Annotated in this window: 18 protein-coding genes; 15 read left to right on the top strand and 3 right to left on the bottom strand. The window is 61.4% G+C overall.

Features of this window, described 5'->3' with window-relative positions:
- The first annotated feature begins 5 nt into the window (after nt 1-5).
- The 12 genes from phnD to phnP all read left to right on the top strand — a co-directional run bounded on the left by phnD (nt 6) and on the right by phnP (nt 9648).
- On the top strand, nt 6-1016 hold the full coding sequence (gene phnD / locus AC07ZE_RS21925; RefSeq protein WP_207266615.1) for a phosphonate ABC transporter substrate-binding protein: 1011 nt from the start codon (nt 6-8) through the stop codon (nt 1014-1016).
- Nucleotides 1017-1167: 151 nt separating this feature from the next.
- Complete coding sequence (phnE, locus tag AC07ZE_RS21920; RefSeq protein ID WP_207266614.1) at nt 1168-1950, top strand: phosphonate ABC transporter, permease protein PhnE; 783 nt, start codon at nt 1168-1170, stop codon at nt 1948-1950.
- Between the two features lie 38 nt (nt 1951-1988).
- Nucleotides 1989-2693 (top strand): phosphonate metabolism transcriptional regulator PhnF, encoded by a 705-nt coding sequence (gene phnF, locus AC07ZE_RS21915; protein ID WP_207266613.1) that lies wholly within the window; start codon nt 1989-1991, stop codon nt 2691-2693.
- 14 nt (nt 2694-2707) lie between these two features.
- A complete protein-coding gene (phnG, locus tag AC07ZE_RS21910; RefSeq protein ID WP_207266612.1) occupies nt 2708-3154 on the top strand; it encodes a phosphonate C-P lyase system protein PhnG in 447 nt (148 codons plus the stop codon).
- Nucleotides 3154-3744 carry a phosphonate C-P lyase system protein PhnH gene (phnH, locus tag AC07ZE_RS21905; RefSeq protein WP_207266611.1) on the top strand — a complete coding sequence of 197 codons (591 nt, stop codon included), beginning with the start codon at nt 3154-3156 and terminating at the stop codon, nt 3742-3744. Before phnG ends, phnH begins: the two co-directional genes overlap by 1 nt.
- The gene (locus AC07ZE_RS21900) at nt 3744-4820 is read left to right on the top strand and encodes a carbon-phosphorus lyase complex subunit (protein ID WP_207266610.1); all 1077 of its coding nucleotides are present in this window, start codon (nt 3744-3746) and stop codon (nt 4818-4820) included. Before phnH ends, AC07ZE_RS21900 begins: the two co-directional genes overlap by 1 nt.
- Nucleotides 4813-5685 (top strand): alpha-D-ribose 1-methylphosphonate 5-phosphate C-P-lyase PhnJ, encoded by an 873-nt coding sequence (locus tag AC07ZE_RS21895; RefSeq protein WP_207266609.1) that lies wholly within the window; start codon nt 4813-4815, stop codon nt 5683-5685. The genes AC07ZE_RS21900 and AC07ZE_RS21895 overlap by 8 nt, the downstream gene beginning before the upstream one ends.
- The gene (gene phnK / locus AC07ZE_RS21890) at nt 5682-6488 is read left to right on the top strand and encodes a phosphonate C-P lyase system protein PhnK (protein ID WP_207266608.1); all 807 of its coding nucleotides are present in this window, start codon (nt 5682-5684) and stop codon (nt 6486-6488) included. The genes AC07ZE_RS21895 and phnK overlap by 4 nt, the downstream gene beginning before the upstream one ends.
- Nucleotides 6488-7207 carry a phosphonate C-P lyase system protein PhnL gene (phnL, locus tag AC07ZE_RS21885; protein ID WP_207267866.1) on the top strand — a complete coding sequence of 240 codons (720 nt, stop codon included), beginning with the start codon at nt 6488-6490 and terminating at the stop codon, nt 7205-7207. Before phnK ends, phnL begins: the two co-directional genes overlap by 1 nt.
- On the top strand, nt 7197-8342 hold the full coding sequence (locus AC07ZE_RS21880) for an alpha-D-ribose 1-methylphosphonate 5-triphosphate diphosphatase (protein WP_207266607.1): 1146 nt from the start codon (nt 7197-7199) through the stop codon (nt 8340-8342). The genes phnL and AC07ZE_RS21880 overlap by 11 nt, the downstream gene beginning before the upstream one ends.
- Nucleotides 8342-8908, top strand: a complete 567-nt coding sequence (gene phnN / locus AC07ZE_RS21875) for a phosphonate metabolism protein/1,5-bisphosphokinase (PRPP-forming) PhnN (RefSeq protein ID WP_207266606.1) — start codon at nt 8342-8344, stop codon at nt 8906-8908. Before AC07ZE_RS21880 ends, phnN begins: the two co-directional genes overlap by 1 nt.
- Entirely contained in the window at nt 8899-9648 is a 750-nt protein-coding gene (gene phnP, locus AC07ZE_RS21870; RefSeq protein WP_207266605.1) for a phosphonate metabolism protein PhnP, read from the top strand. The genes phnN and phnP overlap by 10 nt, the downstream gene beginning before the upstream one ends.
- A gap of 83 nt (nt 9649-9731) precedes the next feature.
- Here phnP and AC07ZE_RS21865 read toward each other — a convergent pair whose 3' ends face one another.
- A complete protein-coding gene (locus tag AC07ZE_RS21865; protein ID WP_207266604.1) occupies nt 9732-10619 on the bottom strand; it encodes a LysR family transcriptional regulator in 888 nt (295 codons plus the stop codon).
- Between the two features lie 295 nt (nt 10620-10914).
- On the opposite strand from AC07ZE_RS21865, the gene AC07ZE_RS21860 reads away from it, so the two are divergent.
- Nucleotides 10915-11127, top strand: a complete 213-nt coding sequence (locus tag AC07ZE_RS21860) for a type II toxin-antitoxin system HicA family toxin (protein WP_137805485.1) — start codon at nt 10915-10917, stop codon at nt 11125-11127.
- Nucleotides 11127-11531: a type II toxin-antitoxin system HicB family antitoxin gene (locus AC07ZE_RS21855; protein WP_137805418.1), complete on the top strand. Its 405-nt coding sequence runs from the start codon at nt 11127-11129 to the stop codon at nt 11529-11531. Before AC07ZE_RS21860 ends, AC07ZE_RS21855 begins: the two co-directional genes overlap by 1 nt.
- An 81-nt stretch (nt 11532-11612) precedes the next feature.
- Here the strand turns inward: AC07ZE_RS21855 and AC07ZE_RS21850 are convergent, their stop codons facing one another.
- A complete protein-coding gene (locus AC07ZE_RS21850; protein WP_207266603.1) occupies nt 11613-12818 on the bottom strand; it encodes an MFS transporter in 1206 nt (401 codons plus the stop codon).
- A 310-nt stretch (nt 12819-13128) separates the two neighbouring features.
- Here AC07ZE_RS21850 and AC07ZE_RS21845 point away from each other — a divergent pair, with 310 nt between their 5' ends.
- Entirely contained in the window at nt 13129-13572 is a 444-nt protein-coding gene (locus tag AC07ZE_RS21845) for a hypothetical protein (protein WP_207266602.1), read from the top strand.
- A gap of 62 nt (nt 13573-13634) precedes the next feature.
- Here AC07ZE_RS21845 and AC07ZE_RS21840 read toward each other — a convergent pair whose 3' ends face one another.
- On the bottom strand, nt 13635-14630 hold the full coding sequence (locus AC07ZE_RS21840) for a sulfate ABC transporter substrate-binding protein (RefSeq protein ID WP_207266601.1): 996 nt from the start codon (nt 14628-14630) through the stop codon (nt 13635-13637).
- Nucleotides 14631-14678: the final 48 nt, after the last annotated feature.

The raw sequence follows: 14678 nt of genomic DNA, 5'->3' as shown, positions 1-14678 counted from the left end.
TTTCCATGTTGAACCGTATCGGTCGCGTTTTTGCTGGCGCAGCACTGCTCGCCGGCTGTGTGCTGGGCACCGCCCAGGCTGAAGAAAAAGCCATCAACTTCGGCATCATGTCCACCGAGTCGTCGCAGAACCTCAAGAGCATCTGGCAGCCGTTTCTCGATGACATGCAGAAGCAGACCGGCCTGAAGATCAACGCCACCTTCGCCTCCGACTATGCCGGCCTGATACAGGGCATGCGCTTCAACAAGGTCGACGTCGCCTGGCTGGGCAACAAGGCCGCCATCGAAGCGGTGGACCGTTCCAACGGCGAAATCTTCGCCCAGACCGCGGCCGCCAGCGGCGCCGCCGGTTACTGGAGCGTGTTGATCGCGCGCAAGGACAGCCCGATCAACTCCGTCGACGACATGCTGAAAAACGCCAAGACCCTGACCTTCGGCAACGGCGACCCGAACTCCACCTCGGGCTACCTGGTGCCTGGCTACTACGTGTTCGCCAAAAACAACGTCGATGCGGCCACCGCGTTCAAACGCACCCTCAACTCCAGCCATGAGGTCAACGCCCTGAGTGTGGCCAAGGGGCAACTGGACGTGGCGACCTTCAACACCGAAAGCTGGGATCGCCTGGAAGTCACCCAGCCAGACAAGGCGGCCATGCTCAAAGTGATCTGGAAGTCGCCGCTGATCCCAGCCGATCCGCTGGTGTGGAGCAAGGCTCTGAGCGACAGCGAGAAAACCAGGATCCGCGACTTCATCTTCAGCTACGGCGACACCGAAGCCGAGAAAGCCGTGCTTGCGGGCATGCAGCTGGGCAAGTTCCTGAAATCCAGCGACGACCAGTTGTTGCCGATCCGCCAGCTGGAGCTGTTCAAGCAGCGCACCACGATCAGCACCGACACCAAGCTTGAAGCGGCGGACAAGGCCAGGAAACTCGCCGAGATCGATGCCGAACTGGCCAAGCTGCAAGAACGCATCACCTTGCTGGAAAAAACCGACAAAAAGACCGCCGACGCCGGTTGATTCTCTGCAGCTCAACTGTGGGAGCGAGCCTGCTCGCGAATAGCGGTATGTCAGTCGACATCGCTGGAGCATGTGCCGGCCTCTTCGCGAGCAGGCTCGCTCCCACCGGTTTGCATCAGGCAATGCCCCAGGACATTTTTAGAGAACCCTTATGACCACTCTGCACGCTGAAGCTGTCGGCAAGCGAACCTGGCCGCAATACACCGGTTGGGGCCTGTTTCTGGTCCTGCTGGCCTGGGCCTGGCACGGCGCCGAAATGAATCCGATGGCGCTGTACCGCGACTCGGGAAACATGGCGACCTTCGCCGCGGATTTCTTCCCGCCGGATTTCCATGAGTGGCGCGCCTACCTCAAGGAAATGATCGTCACCGTGCAAATCGCCCTCTGGGGCACGGTGTTGGCGATTGTTTGCTCGGTGCCGCTGGGCATTCTCTGCTCGGAAAACATCACCCCCTGGTGGATTCACCAGCCACTGCGCCGTGTGATGGATGCCTTCCGATCGATCAACGAAATGGTCTTCGCGATGTTGTTCGTCGTGGCAGTCGGGCTCGGGCCGTTTGCCGGTGTGCTGGCGCTGTGGATCAGCACCACGGGCGTACTCGCCAAGCTGTTCGCCGAGGCGGTGGAAGCGATTGATCCAGGTCCGGTTGAAGGCGTTCGCGCCACCGGAGCCAGTGCCTTGCAGGAGGTGATCTACGGCGTGATTCCGCAAGTGATGCCGCTGTGGGTTTCCTATGCGTTGTACCGCTTCGAGGCCAACGTGCGTTCGGCGACAGTGGTGGGGATGGTCGGTGCCGGCGGAATCGGCGTGATCCTGTGGGAGAACATCCGCGCCTTCCAGTTTGTGCAGACCTGCGCCGTGCTGCTGGTGATCATCGTCGTGGTCAGCCTGATCGACATCCTCTCGCAACGCCTGCGCAAGCAGTTCATCTGACTTTTCGGAGGGGTGCCTGCGGGCGCTTTTTTTAAAGCATGCCGTTGTCTAGACAAGATGAACCGGTGTACCGCGAATTGGCCGACATCCTGCGCCGCGAGTTGGTTGACTATCGCGCCGGAGACTTCCTGCCCGCCGAGGTGCAGCTGGCCGAACGCTTCGGCGTCAACCGCCACACCCTGCGTCGCGCCATCGATGAGCTGGTGTTCGAAGGCAGCCTGTTGCGCCGCCAGGGCAAGGGCACCCAAGTGCTGGAGCGACCGCTGATTTACCCGATGGCCGCCGACAGCGCCTACAGCCAGTCGTTGTCGGCCCAGGGCCTGGGGGTCGAAGCGCTGCTGCTCAAGCGTCGTTACTGCTTCGCCAGCCGTGAAGAGGCGCAGCATCTGAGCCTCGTCGAAATGGCACCGATGATCGAATTGCAGACCCTGCGCAAGCTCGACGGGCAACCGGTCAGCCTGATTCGCCATCGCTACTGCGCCAGTCACGCGCCACTGCTGGCGGACTACACCGGCGGCTCCCTGCGCCAGTACCTGAGTGAACGCGATCTGCCGCTGACCCGTACCCAAAGCCTGATCGGCGCCCGTTTGCCCAATCGCGAAGAGGCGGCTTTGCTGATGATGCCCCGGCACCTGCCGGCGCTGAGTGTGTTCACCCTTTCCCGTGATCGCGATGGCCGTGCGGTGGAGCTGGCGCAGTCCACCAGCCGTTCGGATCGCTTTCAGTACCAGGTCGTCACCTGATGGAGAACCAACCGATGAATCCTGTTTCTCTCACCGCCCGGCAGCACTGGATCGGCGTGCTGGCCCGCGCCCGTCGCAGCGAATTGCAGCCCCATGAAGCCGCGCTGCGCGATGTCGAATACCAACTGATCCGCGCCCCGGAAATCGGCATGACCCTGGTGCGTGGCCGCATGGGCGGCAACGGCGCGCCGTTCAACGTCGGTGAAATGAGCGTGACCCGTTGCGTGGTGCGCCTGGCTGATGGCCGTACCGGCTACAGCTACCTGGCGGGCCGCGACAAGGTGCATGCCGAGCTGGCCGCGCTCGCCGACGCGCATTTGCAAGGCACGCAACAGCGCCATTGGCTCGATCAAGTGATCACGCCGCTGGCCAACGCCCAAGCCGAACGCCGCGCGCAGAAAGAGGCGGACACCGCCGCCACCAAAGTCGAATTCTTCACCCTCGTGCGAGGAGACAACTGATGAGCGCACAGCTGTTGCAACCGGCGTTTGCCGACCCGGTGCTGGATGCCCAGCGCGGTTTTCGCGCGGCACTCAAGGCACTGGCCGGCCCCGGTCTGATCCAGACCCTGCACGCCACGCCGAACCTCGAGGGCCTGGCACCAGCGACCTACGCGCTGTGCCTGGCGTTGCTGGATGTCGACACACCGCTGTGGCTGGCGCCGTCCTTCGACACGCCGCTGATCCGCGCCAACCTGGCGTTTCACTGCGGTTGCCCATTGACTGCGAATCGTGAAGACGCACGCTTTGCCTTGCTGGACGCCGATGACCTGCTCGACCTGAGCGGCTTCGACCACGGCAACGACCGCTACCCCGACCAGTCCTGCACCTTGCTCGTTCAACTGCCGAATCTCGATGGCGGGGCAAGGTTGGCCTGGCGCGGGCCGGGGATCGAAAGCGCACACGGCGTTGCGTTGCCGGTGGCCGATGGCTTCTGGCGCGAGCGTGAACGCCGCAATGAATTCCCCCGGGGGCTGGATGTGTTTTTCACCGCTGGCCAGGAACTGATCGGCCTGCCGCGCAGTACCCGCATCGCAAAGGAGCCTGTCTGATGTATGTAGCCGTCAAGGGTGGCGAACAGGCCATCGACAATGCCCACCGTCTGCTGGCGAAAAAACGCCGGGGTGATACCTCGGTTACTGAACTGAGCGTCGAGCAGATCCGTCAGCAGCTGCCGCTGGCGGTGGCGCGGGTCATGAGTGAAGGCTCGCTGTACGACGAAGAACTGGCCGCGCTGGCGATCAAACAAGCGGCAGGTGATTTGGTCGAAGCGATTTTCCTGCTGCGCGCCTACCGCACCACGTTGCCGCGCTTCAGCCCGAGCCTGCCGATCGACACCTCGACCATGCAGCTCAGCCGCCGCATCTCCGCGACCTTCAAGGACCTGCCCGGTGGGCAGCTGCTGGGGCCGACGTTCGATTACACCCATCGCCTGCTCGACTTCGCGCTGCTGGCTGAAGGCGATTATCCGGGGCCGCAAACGACCCCTGACGCCAGCCTTGAAGCGTGCCCCCGGGTCTTGGGTTTGTTGGCCAGGGAAGGCTTGATCAAGAACGAGTCCGATAATGGCGACAGCATCGCCGACATCACCCGCGATCCGCTGGAGTTGCCCGCCAGCCGCGCCGAGCGCCTGCAGGCCCTGGCCCGTGGCGATGAAGGGTTTCTGCTGGCGCTGGGCTACTCGACCCAACGCGGCTATGGCCGCAACCACCCGTTCGCCGGGGAAATCCGCATCGGTGAAGTCGAGGTGTGGATCGACCCCCAAGAGCTGGGCTTGCCGATCAATCTGGGCAGCATCGAAGTCACCGAGTGCGAGATGGTCAACCAGTTCGTCGGCTCGGCCACCGAACTGGCGCAGTTCACCCGTGGCTATGGCCTGGCCTTCGGACATGCCGAGCGCAAGGCCATGGGCATGGCGCTGGTCGACCGCGCCTTGCGTGCCAAGGAGTTCAACGAAGAGATCGAGTCCCCGGCGCAGCAGGAAGAATTCGTGCTGATGCACTGCGACAACGTCGAGGCCGCCGGTTTCGTCTCGCACCTCAAACTGCCTCACTACGTGGACTTCCAGGCCGAGCTGGAACTGATCCGCAAACTGCGCAAGCCTGCCGAGGGCAACACCCATGAATGACTTGAGCCAGGTACCCGTGCGCGACGCGGCGTACAACTTCGCCTACCTCGATGAACAGACCAAGCGCATGATCCGCCGCGCCTTGCTCAAGGCCGTGGCGATCCCCGGTTATCAGGTGCCATTCGGTGGCCGCGAGATGCCGTTGCCTTATGGCTGGGGCACCGGCGGCATGCAATTGACCGCGACGATTCTTGGCGACGATGACGTGCTCAAGGTCATCGACCAGGGCGCCGACGACACCACCAACGCCGTGTCGATCCGCCGCTTTTTCGCTCGCACCGCCGGCGTCGCCACCACCGAAATCACCCCGGACGCGACGGTGATCCAGACCCGTCACCGCATTCCGGAAACGCCGTTGCACGCCGATCAGATCATGGTCTACCAGGTGCCGATCCCTGAGCCGCTGCGCTTTATCGAACCGTCGGAAACCGAGACCCGGACCATGCACGCCCTCAACGATTACGGGGTAATGCACGTCAAGCTCTACGAAGACATCGCCACCTTCGGCCACATCGCCACCGCCTACGCTTACCCGGTGATGGTCGACGAACGCTACGTGATGGACCCGTCGCCGATCCCCAAATTCGACAACCCGAAACTCGACATGAGTCCGGCGCTGATGTTGTTCGGTGCAGGCCGCGAGAAGCGCCTGTACGCCGTGCCGCCGTACACCAGAGTCACCAGTCTCGACTTCGAGGATCACCCCTTCGAAGCACAGCAATGGGACGAGTGCTGCGCCATTTGTGGCAGCCATGAGTCGTTCCTCGACGAGCTGATCATCGACGACGCCGGCACCCAGAGCTTCGTCTGTTCCGACACCTATTACTGCGCCCAGCGCGTCAGCCAGCAGGAGCAGGGCCAATGAACCATGCACTGAAAAACGAACTGTCGGTGTCTACCGAACCCCTGTTGCAAGTACGTGACCTGTCGCTGTTGTACGGTCCGGACAAGGGCTGTCAGGACATCAGCTTCGACCTGTATCCCGGTGAAGTGCTGGGGATTGTCGGTGAGTCCGGTTCCGGTAAATCGACTTTGCTTTCACTGCTCAGTGGAAGGCTGCCGCCGCAAAAAGGTCTTATCGGTTACCGCGACAAGCAGGGCCAATGGCTCGACCTGTACAGCGCCAGCGAAGCCGAACGCCGCACCTTGCTGCGTACCGAATGGGGCTTCGTCGAGCAGAACCCGCGTGACGGTTTGCGCATGGGTGTATCGGCCGGGGCCAACATCGGCGAACGGTTGATGGCCCAAGGCGTGCGCAATTACCAGCAGCTGCGTGGGGCGGGGCTGGACTGGCTGAGCCAGGTGGAAATCGACCCGCAGCGCATCGATGACCTGCCCCGGACCTTCTCCGGCGGCATGCAACAGCGCCTGCAGATCGCCCGCAACCTGGTGTCGAGCCCGCGCCTGGTGTTCATGGACGAACCCACTGGCGGCCTCGACGTCTCGGTGCAGGCGCGGTTGCTCGACCTGCTGCGCGGTCTGGTACGTGAACTGGATCTGGCGGTGGTGATCGTCACGCACGATCTGGCGGTGGCGCGATTGCTGGCCGATCGCTTGATGGTGATGCGCCGCTCGCGGGTGGTGGAAACCGGGCTCACCGATCAGATCCTCGACGACCCGCAGCACCCTTACTCTCAACTGTTGGTGTCTTCGGTGTTGCAGCCATGATGAATACCTTGATCGAGGTCCGTGACCTCTCGAAAACCTTCACCCTGCATCAGCAGAACGGCGTGGTCCTCAATGTGCTGCGCGGGGTGGATTTCAGTGTGGCGGGCGGCGAATGCCTGGTGCTGCACGGCCAGTCCGGCGCCGGTAAAAGCACTTTGCTGCGCACCCTGTATGGCAATTACCTGCCGGCGGGCGGCAGCATCCGCGTGAAGCACGACGGGCAGTGGCTGGAGCTGGTGGGCGCCGAGCCCCGGGACATTCTCCAGGTGCGCCAGCGCACTTTGGGTTATGTCAGCCAGTTCCTGCGGGTCATTCCGCGGGTGGCCTGCCTGGACGTGGTGATGGAGCCGGCGCTGGCCCGCGGCTGGTCGAAACATCTGGCGCAATCGCGTGCCGAGTTGCTGCTCAGGCGCCTGAATATTCCGCAACGCCTGTGGCAACTGGCGCCCGGTACCTTCTCCGGTGGCGAGCAGCAGCGGGTCAATATCGCTCGCGGTTTCATGGTGGCGTGGCCGGTGATGTTGCTCGATGAACCCACGGCTTCCCTGGATGACAGCAATCGCCAGGTGGTGCTGGAACTGATGAACGAAGCCAAGCAAGCCGGTGCGGCGCTGATCGGCATCTTCCACGACCGCGTCGCCCGCGAAGCGGTTGCCGATCGCCATCTCGACATGACCCCAGCAGCATCGAATCAAGAGGAATACGCCGATGCCCGTTGAACAGATCCTCAGCAATGCCCAACTGGTCACCGCTGACCGCGTGTTCTATGGCACCGTGCTATTGCGCGACGGCTTGATCGCCGACGTGGCCGAAGGCCCGAGCCGCTTGTCCCAGGCTCAGGACCTCAACGGCGATTATCTGCTGCCCGGACTGGTGGAACTGCACACCGACAACCTGGAAAAACACATGACCCCGCGCCCCGGCGTGGACTGGCCATCGCGCCCGGCGGTGCTCAGCCACGATGCGCAGATCATCGCGGCCGGCATCACCACGGTGTTCGACGCGGTGTCCATCGGTGACGTGAATCCCAAGGGCAACCGCATGCAGAAACTGCCGGCGATGCTGGAAGCGATCTCCAGTGCGTCCGACGCCGGGCTGACCCGCGCCGAGCATCGCCTGCACCTGCGTTGCGAGCTGTGCCATCCCGACACCCTGAGCGTGTTCCGCGATCTGGTGGAGCATCCGCTGGTGCAATTGGTGTCGGTGATGGACCATTCGCCGGGTCAGCGCCAATTCGTGCTGGAGTCCAAGTACCGTGAGTACTACATGGGCAAATACCACCTGACGACGACGCAAATGGATGAATTCATCACCTTGCAGATGGCCAATTCCCGCGAGTACAGCGACCGCTATCGCGCGGCGATTGTCGAGCATTGCCTGGCCCGCGGCCTGTCGGTGGCCAGCCATGACGACGCAACCCTGGCCCACGTCGAGGAGTCGGCACGCTATGGCATGACCATCGCCGAATTCCCGACCACCCTCGAAGCGGCGCGTGGTTGCCGGCAGCAAAACATGAAAGTGCTGATGGGCGCACCGAACATCGTGCGCGGGGGATCGCACTCAGGTAACGTGGCCGCCGCTGACCTGGCGTCAGAAGGACTGCTGGACATCTTGTCCAGCGACTACTATCCAGCAAGCCTGCTGCAAGCGGCGTTTGCCCTGGTGGCGCAGAGCGAGCGAATCGACCTGGCCGAAGCACTGCGCATGGTCAGCCTGGCCCCGGCCCGCGCCGCGGGTTTGAGTGATCGCGGCGAGATCGCCCCGGGTTTGCGCGCCGATCTGGTACAGGCACGCAGTCAGGAGGGTTTGCCGGTGGTCCAGCAAGTATGGCGACAAGCGAAGAGGGTGTTTTAATGCCAGGCAGGTTGATCTATCTCATCGGACCTTCAGGTTCGGGCAAGGACAGCCTGCTGGATGCCGCGCGAGCGCGGTTGGCCGAACGTGGCTGCCGTATCGTGCGGCGAGTCATCACCCGTTCGGCGGAAGCCGTGGGCGAGGCGGCGCTGGGCGTCAGCATGGAGCAGTTCACCGAGATGCAGGCCCGGGGCGCATTTGCCCTGAGCTGGCAGGCCAATGGCCTGGCCTATGGCATCCCGCGGGAAATCGATGATTGGCTGGCGGCGGGGGACGACGTGCTGGTCAACGGTTCACGTGGGCATCTGCCGCAAACCCGTGAGCGCTATCCGGATGTGTTGGCGGTGTTGCTGACCGTGGACCAGGCAGTATTGCGCCAGCGCCTGCTGGCACGCGGGCGTGAGTCCGTGGCCGAGATCGATCAGCGGCTGGCGCGCAATGCCCGGTTCAATGAGCGTCTGTTGGCCGATGACCCCAAAGTGCATGTACTCGACAACTCCGGACCGCTGGAGCGCACTGTCGAGCACCTGCTCGCCTGCATCGATGAGCCGGCCGCATGCGCCTGACCCTGCTGGGCACTGGTGATGCCCGACAGGTGCCGGTCTATGGTTGCGAATGTCAGGCCTGTATTCGTGCGCGTTTCGATGAACGCTTACGCCGTCGTCCGTGCTGCGCGCTGATCGAATGCGGCGACCAGCGCTGGCTGATCGACAGCGGCCTTGCGGACTTGACCGAACGCTTCCCGCCACGCAGTTTCAACGGCGTCCTCCAAACCCATTACCACGCCGATCATGCCCAAGGGCTGCTGCATCTGCGTTGGGGCCAGGGCCTGGTGATTCCGGTGCACGGTCCGGTCGACCCGGAAGGCCTGGCGGATCTCTACAAGCATCCGGGCATTCTCGATTTCAACCAGCCGTTCGAAGCTTTTGAAACCCGATCCTTCGGTGCGCTCAACGTTACCGCGCTGCCATTGCTGCACTCCAAACCAACGCTCGGTTATCTGCTCGAAGGCGAAGGTCGTCGCATCGCCTACCTGACCGACACCGTTGGCCTGCCACCGGCCACCACGGCCTGGTTGCAACGTCAGCCGCTGGACGTGCTGGTGCTCGACTGCTCAATGCCACCGCAACCGCAGGCACCGCGCAATCACAACGACCTGAACCTGGCTATGCAATGCATTGACGAATTACAACCTGAGAAGGCGGTGTTGACCCATGTCGGGCACACGTTTGATGCCTGGTTGATTGCGCATCGTGCAGAGCTGCCGGGCAATGTCAGTGTGGGGTTTGATGGGAATGTGCTGTAGCAGGAGGTTAACGGATACGCCAAATCCCCTTTTGGGAGTGAGCCTGCTCGCGAAGACGGCCTGACAGCTAACCTGACCTGCGTTCATGCCTCCTTGATCAGCAATTCCTGCACATACTCCACAAACGCCCGAGCCTTGGCACTGATCATCCTGCCCGTAGGAAAAACCGCCCACAGGTCCTGATTCGGCAGCGTCCAGTCAGTCATCACTTCCCTGACCGAACCGTCGGCCAGCTCCGGTGCAAACATCCATTCAGAAGCCGTGGTCAGCCCCTGATGGGCCAGTACCGCAGCCCGCAGACCCTCGGCGGCGTTGACTCGGATACGGCCGCTAATAACGACCGATTGTTCTATGCCAGCCCTCTTGAGCGACCAGTTGGCACCGCCGCTCAGGGTGTAGACGACCGCCTGGTGCTTGCTCAAGTCAGCGGGGCAGGTGGGCTCACCCTGTTGTTCGAAATAGGTCGGCGTACCCAGCACCACGCGCCGGCATTCGGCGATCTTGCGGGCGGTGAGGCTCGAGTCGCTCAAGGCGCCCATGCGCAGGGCAACATCGACGCCTTCTTCCACCAGGTTGACGTTGCGATCATCGAGCATCAAGTCGATGTTCAGTTCCGGGTTCCGTTCGAGAAACGGCCCCAGGTGCGGGACGATGTGCAGCCGGCCGAAGGTCACGGCGGTGCAGATACGCAGATTGCCGGTCAGCCCACTGGCCGCACCGCGAGCAGCATTGTCGGCCTCGTCGGCTTCTTCGATGGCGCGCTTGGCCCGTTCGAAAAAGGCCAGGCCTGCTTCGGTGGGTGTCAGGCCGCGGGTTGAGCGCAACAACAACCGCACCGCCAGACGCGATTCGAGCTGTGCGATGGTTTTCGATACCGCGGGTTGACCGATATTCAGGCGACGTGCGGCGGCGGAAAACGAGCCGGTTTCTACCACGTAGACGAAAGTTTCCATTGCGGCGAGGCGGTCCATCCAAGGTCCTTATGCAGTTGTGAACGTTATCGGACCGCTTTTGTGGGAGCGAGCCGGGTCCGGGCGGCGTTCCGACGAATGCGGTCTATATCTCGATGATGATGTTGAATGTAGTGACCCTATCGCGAGCAGGCTCGCTCCCACAATGGATTGATGCTGTCAGGTGAACCTCGAACCACGACAACTCTTCAATCACACCCCGTAAAACAACCGAACGTCGAGTTGCAGGTTTTTGTGCTTGAGTAAAGATAACTCTGGAGTTACTTTTATTCATGCCGGAGCAAGGAGGCGGATGGTGCAGAGCAGGCTACTGATCAAGGAGTTGATGGAGGCAGGTTGGACATTGGATCGGATCACCGGAAGTCATCACATCTTCACCCACCGTTACAACCCATACACGATTCCCGTTCCCCATCCGAAAAAGGATTTGCCGGTCGGGACGGTCAAGAGCATCAGAAGGCGAGCCGGGCTTTTTTGCCCGCTGGCCAGTTACGCAGGAGATCCATAATGCAATATCCAATCTGTATCGAGTGGGGCGATGAGAACACCGCCATCGGTATCCAGATCCCCGATATTCCAGGCGCGGTAACCGCCGGGGATAGCTTTGAAGATGCCTACAACGCGGCGGTCGAGATTGCCCACATCCTGCTTCAGGAGATCGCGGCGGACGGGGGGACGATTCCGATGCCGACTTCCGCAGCCGAGCACCGTGGCAATCCGGAGTTTGCCGATATGGGGTGGGGGATGCTGGAGCTGGATATCTCGCCGTATCTGGGCAAGACCGAAAAGGTCAACGTGACGCTGCCGGGCTATGTGATCCAGCGAATTGACCGCTATGTGCGTGAACACAACGTCAAAAGCCGTTCGTCGTTTCTGGCGGATGCGGCGATGGAGAAGCTGGTTCGGTATTGAGTTGTGTCAGTCGAATCGCCCTCGTCGGATCGCCGCCCGGAGCCAGCTCCGGGCGGCGATCCGACGAAAGCTTTTAGCGTTTTATGCCGTCGCCAAAGAACGCTTCTCTGAAACACTCAAGAACCGCACCAACGCCACCAATGGAAACGCACTGCCCACCACGACGATCCACAACCAGCCGCCATGCTCATACACGGCACTGGCCACCGAAGAACCGAATGCCCCACCGATGAAGATGCTGGTCATGTACAGCGCATTCAGGCGGCTGCGGCTTTTGGCGTCGAGGGCGTAGACCGCGCGTTGGCCGAGGACCATGTTCATCTGCACACAGAAGTCGAGTACCACCCCGGTCACGGCCAGGCCGATAACGCTGTAGACCGGATGGATGAACGCCGGCAGGAAGCTCAGGCTGGCGAACAGCAGCGCCAGCAAGGACGCGATGCGGGTGTGACCTGCATCGGCCAGCCGACCGGCGATGGGCGCAGCGATGGCACCAATGGCACCGACCAGGGCGAAAATCGCGATCTGCGATTGCGACAAGCCATGATTGCGCGCCAGCTCCAGTGGCACCGCAGTCCAGAACAGGCTGAACGTGGCGAACATGCAGCCTTGGTAAAACGCGCGCTGACCCAGAACCGGTTGCTGGCACAACAGTGTCCAGAGCGAGCCGAGCAACTGGCCATACGAAGCACTGTGATCTGGTTGGCGCTTGGGAATGGTCACGGCCAGCACGATACTGATCGCCGCCATCAGCAGCGCCGCGATCACAAACATCGCCCGCCAGCCGAGGTGGTCAGCGACCACGCTGGACACCGGTCTCGCCAACAGAATCCCCAGCAGCAAACCGCCCATGATCCCGCCGACCACGCGACCACGAGATTCTTCAGGCGCGAGGTGTGCGGCCAGCGGAATAAGGATCTGTACCGACACCGAACTGAAGCCCACCAGTAGCGAAATCAACAAAAACACATTCGGTTGATCGGTGAATGCAGCGCCCAACAGACTGGCAATCGCCACCACCGTGGTGATGATCATCAAGCGGCGGTTCTCCAGCAAGTCCCCCAACGGCACCAGAAAGAACAGGCCAAGCGCATAGCCGATCTGGGTCAGCGAAACGATGAAACTGGCCAGGGTGCTGGTCAGGCCGACGTCCGGGGCGATCAGGCCGATGATGGGCTGCGCGTAGTAGATGTTGGCCACGATCGCGCCGCAACAGAAGGCGAACAGCAGCACCATGCCTCGGGTCATTGTGGCGGTGCCGTGGGGCACCTGAGTCGCTGGATTCATAACGTATCTCGCTCAACAGAAGGGAATGCGCGCAGGCTAATGGTCTGATCAAAACGGCGGAAGAGAGATTGGAGTGATAGCAGTCATTCCATTGCGGAATGAGTGACGAGCGAGCGTGTCGTTCGCCGATGACCGTCGAATCAAAATATCAGGGCTGATGATACATTCACTTACATCTTGTTCGATAGCCTGCTTATGTTCTCGCTCATCACAAGCGACCGACCATCCGAAGAAATGCCGGCTTTTGCGCGATAGCTAAAATCTACAGGGGGATCACTTCAACGCGTCCTTACAAAGCGGGAGTATCACGATGAAAATCGTATCTTCGCTGGCGTTGGTGGTAGCGGTTGGGACGATCTCCGGGTGTTCGACAGTGCCCGATCGCCAAGTCACCAACGTTCCCCTGAACGCTACTTCCATCAATGCCGGGAATATCGCCCGGCCAATCATGATGCCTGACGGGCAAGCAACCGTGTTCTGGTTTGCTGTCAGTGGAGAATCAATGGGTAGCGCATTACCAGGTCGTTTGCAGGCCTACATTTACCCGGGAAGCTGTGGACGTCTGGGGGCCAAACCGGCCTACGACATGAATGACGGCCCGAATGCGCGGTTCTATTCGCAAGCGTCCATGCAATATTTCTGGAAAAGCGCACCCGTACCGGTCGAGACGCTTCGAGCGGGGGGCTATGCGTTGGTGGTGCGTGAAAGCCCGGCCGATGGTCACCAACCGATTTTCTGCGGGAATCTGAGCTGAACGCTGGAGGTAAAACCTGTGGGAGCGAGCAGGCTCGCTCCCACAGAGGGGGCGTTCAGTGTTTACTGGGTATAGATTTGATCGAAAATCCCACCATCGTTGAAGTGGGTTTTCTGCACGGTGCGCCAGTCACCGAAGGTCTTCTCCACCGACAGGAAGTCCACTTTCGGGAAGCGGTCGGTGTACTTGGCCAGCACTGCCGGATCACGTGGACGCAGGTAGTTGGCGGCGGCGATTTCCTGGCCCTCCGGCGACCACAGGTACTTCAGATATTCCTCGGCGGCGGCGCGGGTGCCTTTCTTGTCGACCGATTTGTCGACCACCGATACCGGTGGCTCGGCTTCGGCGGAGACGCTTGGGTAGATCACTTCGAACTGGTCGCGACCAAACTCGCGGGCAATCATTTCCGCTTCGTTTTCGAAGGTCACCAGCACGTCGCCGATCTGGTTGGTCATGAAGGTGGTGGTAGCGGCACGGCCACCGGTATCGAGCACCGGTGCTTGCTTGAACAGTTTGCCGACGAAGTCTTTGGCCTTGTTCTCGTCGCCGCCATTCTTCAGCACGTAGCCCCAGGCCGACAGATAGGTGTAGCGACCATTACCCGAGGTTTTCGGGTTCGGCACGATCACTTGTACGCCGTCCTTGAGCAGGTCTGGCCAATCTTTCAAGGCTTTCGGGTTGTCTTTGCGCACGATGAAGACGGTGGCCGAGGTGAAGGGCGCACTGTTGTTTGGCAGGCGCGTGACCCAGTTGTCCGGGATCAGTTTGCCGTTGTCCGCCAGGGCATTGATGTCGGTGGCCATGTTCATGGTGATGACATCAGCCGGCAAGCCGTCGATGACCGAACGCGCTTGTTTGCTGGAACCGCCAAAGGACATCTGCAGGGTGATGTTTTCGTTGTGCTGGGCTTGCCAGTGTTTCTGGAACGCAGTGTTGTAGTCCTTGTAGAAATCGCGCATCACGTCGTAGGACACGTTAAGCAGGGTCGGTGCGGCCTGAGCCACGCTGGTCAGGGCCAGGCCAGCGGCCAGAAGTGAGGCGCCAAAGAGTTTTTTCACTGCGCATTCCTTGTTCGAGAACATTTTTATTAAAGATTGAAGCCATTT

It is taken from the genome of Pseudomonas sp. GW101-3H06 (assembly GCF_059424605.1).
The sequence above is the reverse complement of the archived record's forward strand: the minus strand, read 5'-3'. Positions and strand labels throughout refer to the sequence as shown.